Below are 13,091 nucleotides of genomic sequence, written 5' to 3' on the forward strand. Positions count from 1 at the left end.
AAGCCCGACTTCCCCGAGATCAACGAGGTGCGGAGCGCTACAGGTCGTTCAGGTGATCGGCCAGGGCACCCGGGCGTCCCGAGCGGTCGGCGGCCTCCATGGCCGCGATCAGCGCCCGCAGTACCGCCGGGCGGCTCTCGCCCCGGTCCAGGAGGCGCTGGGCCGCCGCCCACAGTTCCGGCGGGTCGCCCTCCCACAGCCGTTCGGCCAACCGCTCGTGGGCGGCCAGCTCGGCTTCGGCCGCCGCCCGGTCCGAATCCCGCTCGGACGCCCGACCGGAACACCCCGTGCCGCCCCGCCCCGAACCCGACGCCGCACGGCGGTGGGCCCCGGTCCTCCCGCCGTCGACCGAGTGGCGGCCGCGCGGGCGCCCCTCGGGGTCGTCGATCTCGCCGAAGTGGTCCAGCTTGAGCAGCGCCCGCCGCCCCTGCGCGGTCGACGGGTCGAACGCCCCCTCGGCGTCGTCCAGCAGGTCGCCCGCCAGCAGCGGGAAGGCGAACATGCGCCGCGGCAGCGCCTCCAGGTCCCCGTCCGGCAGCAGCCGCCGCACCTCGCGGCGGCCCAGCCCGAGCGACTCGGCCGGGTCCCTGTAGGTCTCGGTGAACGGTCCGATCGCCTCCCACAGCGCGTCCAGCGCCGCCCCGACCGCCGGTTCGGGCAGCCCCCACCGGGGGCCCGCCCAGCGGATCCACGCGCCCAGCACGTGCGGCATCGCCTCGCACTCCTCGCGCAGCAGCACCACACGGCGCGGAAGCCAGGTGAGCAGGAACGCCTCCACCTTGCGGGGGCTCACCCGCAGCGGGCGCCCGCCGTCCACGTCGCACCCGTAGGCGATGATGTGGTCCACGCACCGGCTGGCGGCGTAGGAGTCGGACAGCTCGGCGGCGGTCTCCGAGGCCAGGAAGCGCGCCGCGAGGGTGGCCCGGTCGTCGCGCCGCCACACCGGCTCCGGCGCCGGGCGCCCCTCCCGGGGCAGCGCCCGCATCCGCGACCGCAGCAGCGCGTGCACCGAGCTGAGCGACCCGCCCAGCAGGTCGTCGCGCCGGGCGGCGGTGAGCCGCGCCGGGCGACCCGTGCCGCCCGCCACGACCCGGTCGGTGCGCCGCAGCGCCGCCTCCAGCAGCGTGCGCGCCCGGCCGGGGGAGATCCGGGTGAAGACCGCCATCGGGTTGTGCCCGGCCTCGGTGCGGGCGTGCTCCAGCAGGCGGCCCACCTTGCTCGTCACCCAGGCGTCCCGCAGCACGCCCCCCGCGTTGTGGTCGATGACGGCGATGAGCGCGTGGGTCGCCGACGCCTCGTCCGGCTCGCCGGGCGCGTCCGCGGCCCCGGACCCCGCGGCGGGCCCGTCCGCCGGGTCCTCCGCCTCGGTCGTCCGCCGGAAGGTGCACACCACCTCGTCGGCGTCGCCGAACCGGTCCCCGGAGCGGTACGCCGCCACCGGCCGGGCCGCGCCCAGCTCCCGCACCCACGCGGGCAGCGCCATGCCGTGGTCGGACAGGGCCAGCGCCCCCTGCCGGGCCAGCTCCCGGCGGTGCTCGGTCGGACCGAGCGCGGCGATCCCGGACAGCAGGGCCAGACCGGCCGGGCTGCGCGCGGCGGTGGCGCGCGCGATCAGCCCCTCGCCCAGGTGGCGCTCGACGTCGTCACCGCTCATCCCCGGCATGCTCCGGCCCCACCAGGCGCCCAGCATCCGGCTCAGCGCGAGCTCGGCGTCGAGCGGGTCGCGCATCGCCAGCAGGGCGCGGGCCACCCGGAGCATCTCGTCGAAGACCGGCTCCGGGGCGGCTCCGGAGCCCGGGGGAAGGGGAGGTACGGACACCTGCCCGAGCCTATGGCACATGCCGCGGCCGCACGCCGCCGATGAACAGGACCGCGGAAAGGCGGGGCGTCCGGTGTCCGCCGGGGCGGTGGGAGAGGGGCCGGGGCTCCGGCGGCGGCCCCGTGCGAATGCCGGAGGGATCGCGCGGGAAACGTGCGTGAACGACGGCGGTGCGGCGCCCGTCCCCGGAGGCGCCGCGGCCGGTTCAGTCCAGCGTGTCGTGGTCGGGCAGGCGCGGCGGCGCCAGCCTCCCCGACGGCGGCTGGGACATCACCATGGCCTGGAGCCGTTCCCGGGCGACCCGCTCCACCAGGACCGGGGTCGCCTGGAAGCCGAGGTGCTCGGCGCAGTTCCAGGCATCGCAGACGCAGCGCTCCACGAATCTCGGGGACAGGGAGCCGAACTCGTCGTTCAGGCGCCGGGCGACCTGTTGCAGCCCGGTCGCGGGAAAAGTCTGGAGCATCCTCGCTCACGCCTCTCGCCGGCGGTGGTCGGACGGTGACCACCATCCATTTCATCCGCGCGGGAGGGAGTGTCAAGACCCGTCGGGGCAGACCTTGCCCAGCCTTTAAGCCCTGCGGGCGAACCGGTGGGGCGCGCGGGGCGCGGTCGGGCAGGAGGGGTTTCGGTCGTGGCGGTCCGAACCGTTGCGACGGCCCCCTCCACCGCGGCGTGCGGGGGGCCCACGGGACAGGGCGAAAAAAGGGGGGCCGAAAAACCGGCAGGGGAAGGCGGGGAGAAAAGGGACGGCGTATCATCTGTCCTCTGCAGTCGCCCCCGACTTTCCGTCGCCGTCCGGCCCGCCGGACCGATGTGGCTTATGCTGTGGCGGTGGCGGCGACCGAGCCGCGCCGCATCGCCCCTCGGGCGGGGCCCTCCGCCCCGTCCGCCGAGCGCGGCCCGGCCGGAGCAGATGTGCACGTGTTTCCGGCGCTCGCGCGCGCGAGCCCCCGTCCAACGGGGGAAGGACCCCCCGGAGGTGTCACTGGTGAGCACCGAGACGTCCGTTCCGCTCCCTCGCATGTCCGGACTCGGCCCCTCCGACTCGGCGCTGCTGGACACGATCCTCAAGGAAGCCCCGATCGGCTTCGCGCTCTTCGACTCCTCCTGCCGCTTCCAGCGGGTCAACCCGTCCCTGGCCGCCGTGTACGGGGTGGACGAGCAGGACTGCCTCGGACTGCGCCCCGCCGACGTGCTCGGCCCGGCCGACGCCGCCGCCCACGAGACCGCCCTGGCGGCCGTCATCACCGGCGACCGCGACCTGTGCGGCGAGCACCGCTTCCCCGCGGCCGGGGACGGCGGCCACTGGGCGCTGTCCTGGTTCCCGGTGCACGACGGCGCCGGCGACGTCGACGGGGTGGCCCTGATCGCCGTCGACCTGGGCGAGAAGAACGGCCGCCGCCGCACCGAGGAGCGCTACCGGGCCCTGCTGGCCGCCACCAACCAGGTGGTGTGGACCGCGTGCACCGACGGCCTGGTCACCGAGGACTGCCCGGAGTGGCGCGCGGTCACCGGCCAGTCGGAGGAGGAGTACCGGGGCCGGGGCTGGCTCGACGCCGTCCACCCCGACGACCGCCCGCGGGTGGAGCGCGCCTGGGACGACGCGGTCGCCGACCGCACCCTGTTCGACGAGACCTTCCGGGTGCGCACCCGCTCCGGCGACCACCGCCACTTCCGCTCCCGCGCGCTGCTGATCGGCGACGGGGCGGCCTCCGAGTGGGTCGGCCACAACACCGACGTGACCACCCAGCACGAGGGCGACGAGATGCGCCAGCGCCTCACCCAGCAGCTCGGCGAGGCGGCCCTGCGCACCGTGCGCCTGCAGAAGGCCACCGCCGACCTGGCCGAGGCGCTCACCGTCGCCGAGGTCGTGCAGGCCATGGCGGAGATCGGCCGCTCGGCCGTGGGCGCCGACCGCACCCGCGTGGCCGAGCTGGACGACGGCCGCACCCGGCTGCGGGTGATCGGCGAGTCCGGGGTGCCCGAGCGCGCCCGCTCCGCCGGGGCCGGGCAGGACGCCCTGATGGGGCTGGCCGTGCGCGACCTGCGCCCGCGCTTCGCCGGACGGCCCGAGGAGCTGCGCGCCCTGCTGGAGGAGGAGGAGCACGAGGCCGCCGCGGAGGAGCCCGCCCCCGGCGAACGTGCCTGGGCCGCGCTGCCACTGCTCAGCGGCGGCAAACCGATCGGCGCCCTGGGCTTCTCCTACGCCGCCGCGCGCGACGTGCCCGACGAGGAGAAGGTCTTCCTGGAGGCGCTGGCCGGCCAGTGCGCCCTGGCGCTGGAGCGGGCCAAGCTCTTCGAGCGCGAGCACCGCACCGCCGAGGCGCTGCAGGCCAGCCTGCTGCCCGAGGACCTGCCGGAGGTGCAGGGCGTGCGGATGCGCGCCTTCTACCGCTCGGGCACCCAGCACGTGCAGGTCGGCGGCGACTGGTACGACGCCTTCCCGCTGCCCGACGGCCGCGTGGCCGGGGTGCTGGGCGACGTCATGGGCAAGGGCATCAAGGCCGCCACCGGGATGAGCCGGGTGCGCAACGCGCTGCGGGCGCTGGCCTTCAGCATGCCCGAGCCCGCCGACGTGCTCACCGGCCTGGACCGCATGTTCGACGCCACCGAGGGCGCCGACCAGGTGACCACGCTCGTGTACTTCGTGCTCGACCCGGAGACCGGCCAGATCGACCTGAGCAACGCCGGGCACCTGCCGCCGCTGGTGGTCACCGAGAGCACCGAGCCCTGGCTGCTGGAGACCGAGCCCGACACGCCCCTGGGCGTGCGGGCCGAGCGGGGCCATCATAAGTTTTTCGTCCAACCCGGTAACACCGTGGTGCTCTACTCCGATGGACTTGTTGAGAACCGGAGGCGGTCCGTCGCGTCCGGGCTGGAAGAATTGGTCACCGTTGCGTCTCAGGCGCCGCCGGAGGTGGTGGGGGATCCACAGCACATGCTCCAGTACCTTGTGGAGGGCATGCTCGCAGGGTATGAGCAGGACGACGACGTCACGCTGCTCGCCGTCCACCTCCCGGTGATCGAGGCCGCACCGGAGGCGTAGACCGTAAGAACAAGTCCGACACCTAAGGTGGAGGAACCATCATCCCCGCTCACGCGGGGGGTGGGGTCAGGACCCGACAGTGGGATCGGATCCGTGCGGCCGCGGAGAAAAATCCTACTGGGCGGATGGGCCCAAACGCTAGAGAGGGCGCATACGCTGATAGGGAATCGGCAACCCCGCCTCGCGGGCGGGGACGATCCCGGGCAACAGCCGGGGGGCGGTGGCTCCGCCTCCCACAGGTCTTCGGACCGCCGGGTCCAGCAATCTCGCCACACGTCCGTTCGAGAGGTGTTTGTGTCACCTGCCAGTTCGACCCGCTCTAAACAGCCGGAGTCGCTGCAAGAGCCCGTCATCCAGCAGCTGATCGAGCGTGGGCGGTCCCAGGGGTACCTTGAGCCCGAGGACGTGCGCCGTGCCTTCGAAGAGGCCGACATCCCGATGTCCCAGGCCCAGGCCGTGCTGCGCAGCCTGACCAAGGAGGGCGTCACCCTCGTCGTCGGTGCCGAGGAGTCCGCGCCCTCGCGCCGCAAGTCCGCGCGCCGCAAGAACGCGGCCCCGAAGAAGCCGGCCGCCCGGTCCTCCTCCGCGCCGTCCGCCTCCTCGGCCCAGCCCTCGTCGGCCTCCGCGTCCGGTTCGGCCTCCCGCACCACGCGGCGCGCCGCCGCGGCGCAGGAGCAGCCCGAGACGGTGACCGCGGTCGTGGACTCCGGCGCCGCCGAGGACGCCCCGCGCAAGCGGGCCGCCGAGGCCGATGAGGCCCAGGCGCGCCCGGCGAAGAAGGCGGCCGCCAAGAAGGCCGCGGCCAAGCCGGCGGCCAAGGCCGCGCCCGCCGCCAAGAAGGCGGCGGCCAAGGGCGGGGCGAAGAAGAAGGACGAGCCCGCGCTGGAGGTCGCCGAGGACGACGGGGACGACCTCGACCTCGAGGTCGCCGACTCCGAGGAGATCGAGGACACCGGCGCCGAGCTGGAGCTGGTCGAGGACACCGAGGACAAGCCCGAGCCGGTCGGCGGGCCGATCGCCCCGGCCGGGGGCAAGCCCGAGGTCGTCGGCATCCCGGAGAAGGCGGCGGCCAACACCTCCGAGGACGAGGCCTTCGTCCTCTACGACGATGACGACGACGCCCCCGCCGCGCAGGTGGTGGCGGCCGGCGCCACCGCCGACCCGGTCAAGGACTACCTCAAGCAGATCGGCAACGTGGCGCTGCTCAACGCCGAGCAGGAGGTCGAGCTCGCCAAGCGGATCGAGGCCGGCCTGTTCGCGGAGGAGAAGCTCGCCGAGGAGCGCGACGTCCTGAGCGACGAGTTCCTCGACGAGCTGGAGTGGATCGCCGGCGACGGCGCCCGCGCCAAGAAGCACCTGCTGGAGGCCAACCTCCGGCTGGTCGTCTCGCTGGCCAAGCGCTACACCGGCCGCGGCATGCTCTTCCTGGACCTGATCCAGGAGGGCAACCTGGGCCTGATCCGCGCCGTGGAGAAGTTCGACTACACCAAGGGCTTCAAGTTCTCCACCTACGCCACCTGGTGGATCCGCCAGGCCATCACGCGCGCGATGGCCGACCAGGCGCGGACCATCCGCATCCCGGTGCACATGGTGGAGGTCATCAACAAGCTGGCCCGCGTGCAGCGCCAGATGCTGCAGGACCTCGGCCGCGAACCCACTCCGGAGGAGCTCGCCAAGGAGCTCGACATGACCCCGGAGAAGGTCGTGGAGGTGCAGAAGTACGGCCGCGAGCCGATCTCCCTGCACACCCCGCTGGGCGAGGACGGCGACAGCGAGTTCGGCGACCTCATCGAGGACTCCGAGGCCATCCAGCCGGGCGAGGCGGTCAGCTTCACCCTGCTGCAGGAGCAGCTCCACTCGGTGCTCGACACCCTGTCCGAGCGCGAGGCGGGCGTGGTCTCCATGCGGTTCGGCCTCACCGACGGCCAGCCCAAGACCCTCGACGAGATCGGGAAGGTCTACGGGGTCACGCGCGAGCGGATCCGACAGATAGAGAGCAAGACGATGTCCAAGCTGCGGCACCCGTCGCGGTCCCAGGTGCTTCGCGACTACCTGGACTGACCTCGTCTGAGGAGATGCGGCGCCGCGGGCGCCGGCCGTTCACCCCGGCCGGCGCCCGCGATGCCGTCGGCTTCGGCGGTGCGCCCGCGGACCGCGCGTCCTGCGACCCGGGTGTGGCGAGGCCCGGGAACCAGGCGCCGCGGTGCGCTCCGCCGAGGCGGATGTCGTTCACGTCCGTCATTCCGATCCAGCATCTTGCCGTTCACGATCCTCGCGGAGAGGGCGTATGGACGGGATAAAGCGTCGATACGGCTTCGTTACGCCCTCCCGTCGCCCTCCACCACCCTCAACCCTGGCGATGATCTCGACAGAAGTGCTGCCGAACGAGCGATTTTGACAGCACTTCCGTCGAGATCATCGCGGGGGTCAGTCGCGGATGACCACGTCCAGCGTCGACGGGCGCCCCGCCTTGGCCGGGGCCGTCAGCTCGGCGGTGTGCCCCAGGTCGTTCAGCGCCTCGGCCAGCTCCGCAGGCGTCTCCGGCGCCCGTCCCTCGGCGAGCAGGGTGTGGGCGATCGCCCCGCGCGTCGCCTTGGCCATGTGGCTGACCACGCTGCGCTTCACCTCGCCGCCCTTGACGGTCTCCTTCAGCACCCGCACCGTCGCCGTTCGGTCGGCGACCTCCCCGGAGGGCTTGAACGCCGCCGCGTACGTCGATGAGCGGCAGTCGACGACGAGCCGCCCCTCCGCTCGCTTGGCCACCGCGTCGGTCAGGTGCGAGCGCCAGAAGGTTCCCAGGGCTCCCACGGGAGGCAGCTTGACGCCCATCGACAGGCGGTACGGGGGCAGCGGGTCGCCGACCCCCACCGCACCCCACAGCCCGGAGAACACCAGCACGGAATCACGCATGCGCTCCGCCGCCGGGCCGGACAGCAGCTCGCCCAGCCGCAGGTTGTCGTAGAGAACACCGGTGTACAGCCGCGCGGCGGGAAGCGTTGGCGCCGTGCGCAGCGCAAGGTTCCGGCCGACGGCGTCGGCCTGGCCTGGCGTGAGGCCGAGGACCTCCATGGCCCGCTCGCGGGGGCCCGAGCACACGGCCTCCAGGGACTCCAGCACCGCCTCCCGAGCCCCGTTCACCTCGGGCAGCGACAGCTCGGCGAGGTCCAGCGCGGGACCGTCCCCCTCGGTCGCCTTGCCTTCGGACGGGGGCAGCAGGATGAGCATGGACTCCCTCTCACAGCGAACCGGGCGGTGCCCGATGGCGGCCGCCCGGTGGTCGTCGACCGCCGGTCAGGCGGTGTGGGCTCTCAAAACCCTGATCGTAGTGCAGTGATGCCAGTGCGCCTCTCACGGGGACCGGCGGGGCCGGTAGTTCCGCTTGTCACTCAAGAACTCCAAGTCGAGTCCTCCACTGTCCGCGAGGGCCTGAAGCCCTCGGAGTGCGGCCGAGCGCTCTCGGCGAAGTCGGGCCTCCTCTTCGGTGATCTCCTCGTCATCGTGCGAGGGAGAGTCCTCGTCCGTCGGGCCACCGGACATCTGCTCCGGCAATCCGTCCTCCCAGGGAGTCGGCACGAAATCCTGATGACCCTCTGTGTAGCATCCCGACCCGCGCGATGAACGGCTTTCGAGGGAGAGCGCATGACCATCGGCACATGGGCGGCGAGGCTGGCCGAGGACTGGCCGGCCGCTGAGGTCGAGGTGCGGGGCGGCTGGCGCCTCGGTGCGGACGGCGGTGTCACCCGCCGTGCCAACTCCGCGCTCCCGGTCGGGCCCGAGCCCCGTATCGAGGCCATGGAGGCGTTCTACCGCGAGCGCGGCATCACCCCCTGCGTCCAGGTGTGGAGCGGCGACCCCGGCACCGACGAGGCCCTCGTCGCCCGCGTCGACGCCGCGCTCGAAGCGCGCGGCTACCGGGCCGAGCAGAGCACGCTCCTGATGACCAGGCCGCTCGGCGCCGCCCCGGCCCCGCCCGAGGGCGTCGACGTGCTTCCCGGACCCGACGAGCGGTGGCGCGCCGTGGCGGACGCCTCCGGCGAGAGCCCGACCCGCACGCAAGGCGCCCTGCGCATCCTCGGCCGGGCCCCCGTCGTCGGGTACGCGGTCGACGCGGACGGCGCCGCGCGGGGGAGCGTGGCCGTCGGCGGCGGCCGCTGCGGGATCTTCACCATGACCACGGTGCCCGCCGAGCGCGGGCGCGGACGGGCGGGGCGCATCATGGACGCCCTCCTCGCCTGGGCGCACGCCAAGGGCGCCCACGAGGCCTATCTGGTGGTCGAGGCCGACAACGCCGCCGCCGTGCGCGCCTACGGCCGGGCCGGGTTCGTGAAGGTGGGCGGCTACCGCTACCGGGTCGCGCCGGGCTGATCCCGTGTGACCGCGGTGCGCAGGCGTGCGGTCACGGTGCGCACCGCCCCCGGAACGACACCGAGGCGGCGGCCCGGTCGGGCCGCCGCCTCAGGTCTGCCAGGGGTGGAGTTCCTAACGCTCCTCATCGGGGGACGTGGCCGGGGTCTCCTGCAGCCGGCTGGTCTCGTCCTGGATCTCAGCGGCGATCTTGCGGATCTCGTCGTCGTGCTCGCGCATGTGGTGAGCGCAGAACAGCAACTCTCCGCCGGAGTTGAGAAGCACCCGGACGTAGGCCTGCGCACCGCAGCGGTCGCAGCGGTCGGCGGCCGTCAGCGGCTGAGTGGGGGCAAGGGTTCCAGTCACTTCGCCTTCCTCAATGCTCGGCGTTAGTCACCTCAGACAACATCTAACCGGCCCCCGACGTTCCCAACCTGGTCTTCTGTACGCCGACAGCGGAATCGGACGGCCCCCGGCCCGGGATGCGGACCGGCGACACGCCGTGCGGGGCGGGCGATGCCGCGGCCGGAGGCCCGTGGTAGAGAGGTGGTAATGTCGCTTGGGCCCGGCCGCGCGCCGCCGCCCGCACGCGCCCCGCCGCACCGCCGCGGTCGGGGGAGGCCGAGGTCGGCCCGGCGATGTCCCCGCGCGCGGATAGGCTGGCCCGAGCCCCGGCGCCCGCGGGGAGAGGCCTCCCCGCCCGCCCGCGCCCCGCGCACGCAACGCCCCGGAGGGCGTCCGCGTGCCCTGTCCGACGAAGCAGGAGACGTCCAGGTGACCGCCCTTACCGCCGCCGTCCACGAGCCCGAGGATTACTCCGCACGGCATCTTTCGGTCCTGGAAGGCCTGGAGGCGGTCCGCAAGCGCCCCGGCATGTACATCGGCTCGACCGACAGCCGCGGGCTCACCCACTGCATGTGGGAGATCATCGACAACTCGGTCGACGAGGCCCTCGGCGGCTTCTGCTCGCGCATCGACGTGGTGCTGCACGCCGACGGGTCGGTGGAGGTGCGCGACGACGGCCGCGGCATCCCCGTCGACGCCGAGCCCAAGTCCGGGCTGTCCGGCGTGGAGCTGGTGATGACCAAGCTGCACGCCGGGGGCAAGTTCGGCTCGGGCTCCTACACCGCCTCCGGCGGCCTGCACGGCGTGGGCGCCTCGGTGGTCAACGCCCTGTCGGCCCGCCTGGACGTGGAGGTCGACCGGGACGGGCGCACCCACTCCATGAGCTTCCGCCGGGGCATCCCCGGCTCCTTCTCCGACGCCGGGCCCGACGCCGCCTTCTCCGCCGGCTCCGGCCTGCACAAGGGCAAGAAGATCGCCAAGAGCGCCACCGGAACGCGCGTGCGCTTCTGGGCCGACCGGCAGATCTTCCTCAAGGAGGCCGACATCGCCCGCGAGGCGCTGCTGGACCGGGCGCGCCAGACGGCCTTCCTCATCCCGGGGCTGACCATCGCCGTGCGCGACGAGCGCACCGAGGGCGAGCCCCCCTTCACCGAGGAGTTCCGCTTCGACGGCGGGATCGGCGAGTTCTGCTCCTTCCTCGCCCCCGACGAGCCGATCTGCTCGGTCCTGCGCTTCCAGGGCCAGGGCCACTTCACCGAGACGGTGCCCGTCCTGGACGAGATGGGCCACATGACCCCCACCGACGTCGAGCGCACCCTCGACGTGGACGTCGCGCTCCGGTGGGGGACCGGCTACGACTCCACCGTGCGCTCCTTCGTCAACGTGATCGCCACCCCCAAGGGCGGCACGCACCTGGCCGGGTTCGAGCGCGCGCTGGTGCGGGTGGTCAACGACCAGCTCCGCGCCACCAAGCTGCTCAAGGCCAACGACGACGCCGTCACCAAGGAGGACGTCCTCGAGGGCCTGACCGCCGTGGTGACGGTGCGCCTGCCCGAGCCGCAGTTCGAGGGCCAGACCAAGGAGATCCTGGGCACCTCGGCGGCCTCGCGCATCGTGTCCCAGGTGGTCGCCAAGGAGCTGAAGGAGTTCCTGGCCTCCACGAAGCGCGCCGAGAAGCAGCAGGCCCGCACGGTGCTGGAGAAGGCCGTCAACGCCGCCAAGGCGCGCCTGGCCGCCCGCCAGCAGCGGGAGACCCAGCGCCGCAAGAACGCGCTGGAGAGCTCGGCGCTCCCGGCCAAGCTGGTGGACTGCCGCAGCGAGGGGCTGGACCGCAGCGAGCTGTTCATCGTCGAGGGGGACTCGGCGCTGGGCACCGCCAAGCTCGCCCGCGACTCGGAGTTCCAGGCGCTGCTGCCGATCCGCGGCAAGATCCTCAACGTGCAGAAGTCCTCGGTGGGGGACATGCTCAAGAACGCCGAGTGCGCGGCCATCCTGCAGGTCATCGGCGCGGGTTCGGGCCGCACCTTCGACCTGGACGCGGCCCGCTACGGCCGGGTCATCCTGATGGCCGACGCCGACGTGGACGGCGCGCACATCCGCTGCCTGCTGCTGACGCTGTTCTACCGGTACATGCGCCCGATGCTGGAGGCCGGGCGGGTGTACGCGGCCGTGCCGCCGCTGCACCGGATCGAGCTGACCAACGTGCGCAAGAAGCGCGGCGCCAAGCCCGAGGACCGCTACATCTACACCTACTCCGACGCCGAGCTGCAGCGGACGCTGCTGGAGCTGGAGAAGAAGGGCAAGACCTGGAAGGAGCCGGTGCAGCGGTACAAGGGCCTGGGTGAGATGGACGCCGACCAGCTCGCCGAGACCACGATGGACCCGCGCCACCGCACCCTGCGCCGCATCCGGGTGGAGCACGCCGAAGAGGCGGCCAAGGTGTTCGACCTGCTCATGGGCAACGAGGTCGCCCCGCGCCGCAAGTTCATCGCCGACGGCGCCCAGGAGCTGGACCCCGACCGCATCGACGCCTGAGCGCGCACGGCGCCCCTGCGCCCGGCCGCCCGTGGCCGGGGGCAGGGGCGCCGCCGTGTTCGGCCCGCCCCCGGCGCGGATGCGCCGTTTTCACGCTCGGTCGTGTTTGAATCACCGTAAGTGACGCAACTCGCCCGGACCCGGGCGGGGAGAACCGCGAAGCGACGGTGAGCGATGAGCGACGGTCAGCAGTATCCGGAACCCGGGGGCCAGGACCGGCCGCCGCAGGGCGGTGGGCCCGGGCAGGGCGGCCCTCCGCCTCCCGGCTCCACGCCCCCGGGTGGGCAGAGCCCCTACGGCGGCCCCGGTGGCCCCGGCGGACCGGCCGGACCCGACGTCCCGTCCGGGCCGCAGCAGCCCCAGCCGCAGCAGTGGGCCCAGGAGCCCCCCGGCCACGGGGCCGGACAGCCGGCCTACGGGGCACCCGGCCCGGCCCAGCAGGCCTACGGCGGCTACGGCCCGCCCGCCGCCGCGGGCGTCCCGGGCGATGTCGACGTGGTGGGGCGCCGGGTCGGGCAGTACATCATCGACGGCATCCTGTCGTCGATCATCCCGCTCGTGGCCATGGCCGTGCTGCTGCCGCTGGCCTTCATGCCGACCGAGCCGGACGGATCGCCCAGCAACCCCGGCCTGGCCGCGTTCCTCACCATCCTGGTGATCGTGCTGTGGGTGCTCATCTACATCGGCTACTGGGTGGTCTGGCCCGCCAAGGCCGGAGGGCAGACGCTGGGCATGAAGATGCTCGGGCTGCGGGTCGTCTCCGCCGACGGGTCCGAGGCGACCATGGGGCAGCACTTCCTGCGCTGGCTGCTGCTGATCGTGGACGGCATCTTCTACGGCCTGGTGGGCCTGATCGTCATCCTGGCCAGCCAGGGCAACCAGCGGGTGGGCGACATGGTCGCCAAGGCCTACGTGGTGCGCGCCTGAGGGGCCGCCGTCCCCACAGGCGCGCCCGCCCGCTCGATGATCTCGGGAGGAACGACGCTGCCGGCGCGGTTTCAG

General features: G+C 73.3%; 9 protein-coding genes. 5 read left to right on the forward strand and 4 right to left on the reverse strand.

From position 1 onward, the window contains the following. Positions 1-37: 37 nt before the first annotated feature. A complete protein-coding gene (locus O4J56_RS15070; RefSeq protein WP_270686442.1) occupies positions 38-1,759 on the reverse strand; it encodes a hypothetical protein in 1,722 nt (573 codons plus the stop codon). A 265-nt stretch (positions 1,760-2,024) separates the two neighbouring features. Then, positions 2,025-2,282, reverse strand: coding sequence for a hypothetical protein (locus O4J56_RS15075; protein ID WP_270686413.1), 258 nt, complete (start codon positions 2,280-2,282; stop codon positions 2,025-2,027). Positions 2,283-2,840: 558 nt separating this feature from the next. On the opposite strand from O4J56_RS15075, the gene O4J56_RS15080 reads away from it, so the two are divergent. Further along, positions 2,841-4,865, forward strand: a complete 2,025-nt coding sequence (locus O4J56_RS15080; RefSeq protein WP_270686414.1) for a SpoIIE family protein phosphatase — start codon at positions 2,841-2,843, stop codon at positions 4,863-4,865. A gap of 351 nt (positions 4,866-5,216) precedes the next feature. Then, a complete protein-coding gene (locus O4J56_RS15085) occupies positions 5,217-6,926 on the forward strand; it encodes an RNA polymerase sigma factor (protein ID WP_270686443.1) in 1,710 nt (569 codons plus the stop codon). A 366-nt stretch (positions 6,927-7,292) separates the two neighbouring features. On the opposite strand, the gene yaaA is transcribed toward O4J56_RS15085, so the two are convergent. Next, positions 7,293-8,090 (reverse strand): peroxide stress protein YaaA, encoded by a 798-nt coding sequence (gene yaaA, locus O4J56_RS15090; protein ID WP_270686415.1) that lies wholly within the window; start codon positions 8,088-8,090, stop codon positions 7,293-7,295. A 414-nt stretch (positions 8,091-8,504) separates the two neighbouring features. Here yaaA and O4J56_RS15095 point away from each other — a divergent pair, with 414 nt between their 5' ends. Beyond that, complete coding sequence (locus O4J56_RS15095; RefSeq protein WP_270686416.1) at positions 8,505-9,230, forward strand: GNAT family N-acetyltransferase; 726 nt, start codon at positions 8,505-8,507, stop codon at positions 9,228-9,230. Positions 9,231-9,344: 114 nt separating this feature from the next. Here the strand turns inward: O4J56_RS15095 and O4J56_RS15100 are convergent, their stop codons facing one another. Continuing rightward, the gene (locus tag O4J56_RS15100; protein ID WP_270686417.1) at positions 9,345-9,575 is read right to left on the reverse strand and encodes a DUF7455 domain-containing protein; all 231 of its coding nucleotides are present in this window, start codon (positions 9,573-9,575) and stop codon (positions 9,345-9,347) included. Positions 9,576-9,983: 408 nt separating this feature from the next. Here O4J56_RS15100 and O4J56_RS15105 point away from each other — a divergent pair, with 408 nt between their 5' ends. Beyond that, on the forward strand, positions 9,984-12,089 hold the full coding sequence (locus O4J56_RS15105; RefSeq protein ID WP_270686418.1) for a DNA gyrase/topoisomerase IV subunit B: 2,106 nt from the start codon (positions 9,984-9,986) through the stop codon (positions 12,087-12,089). 174 nt (positions 12,090-12,263) lie between these two features. Then, on the forward strand, positions 12,264-13,016 hold the full coding sequence (locus O4J56_RS15110; RefSeq protein WP_270686419.1) for an RDD family protein: 753 nt from the start codon (positions 12,264-12,266) through the stop codon (positions 13,014-13,016). Positions 13,017-13,091 lie beyond the last annotated feature (75 nt).

The sequence above is a fragment of the Nocardiopsis endophytica genome (assembly GCF_027706725.1).
Lineage (GTDB): Bacteria > Actinomycetota > Actinomycetes > Streptosporangiales > Streptosporangiaceae > Nocardiopsis_A > Nocardiopsis_A endophytica.

Excerpts from the sequence above, each read along its gene's own strand:
- O4J56_RS15070 (WP_270686442.1), bottom strand. The coding sequence starts at position 1,759 with ATGCTCCGGGTGGCCCGCGCCCTGCTGGCGATGCGCGACCCGCTCGAC.
- O4J56_RS15075 (WP_270686413.1), bottom strand. The coding sequence starts at position 2,282 with ATGCTCCAGACTTTTCCCGCGACCGGGCTGCAACAGGTCGCCCGGCGC.
- O4J56_RS15080 (WP_270686414.1), top strand. The coding sequence starts at position 2,841 with ATGTCCGGACTCGGCCCCTCCGACTCGGCGCTGCTGGACACGATCCTC.
- O4J56_RS15095 (WP_270686416.1), top strand. The coding sequence starts at position 8,505 with ATGACCATCGGCACATGGGCGGCGAGGCTGGCCGAGGACTGGCCGGCC.
- O4J56_RS15110 (WP_270686419.1), top strand. The coding sequence starts at position 12,264 with ATGAGCGACGGTCAGCAGTATCCGGAACCCGGGGGCCAGGACCGGCCG.
- yaaA (WP_270686415.1), bottom strand. The coding sequence starts at position 8,090 with ATGCTCATCCTGCTGCCCCCGTCCGAAGGCAAGGCGACCGAGGGGGAC.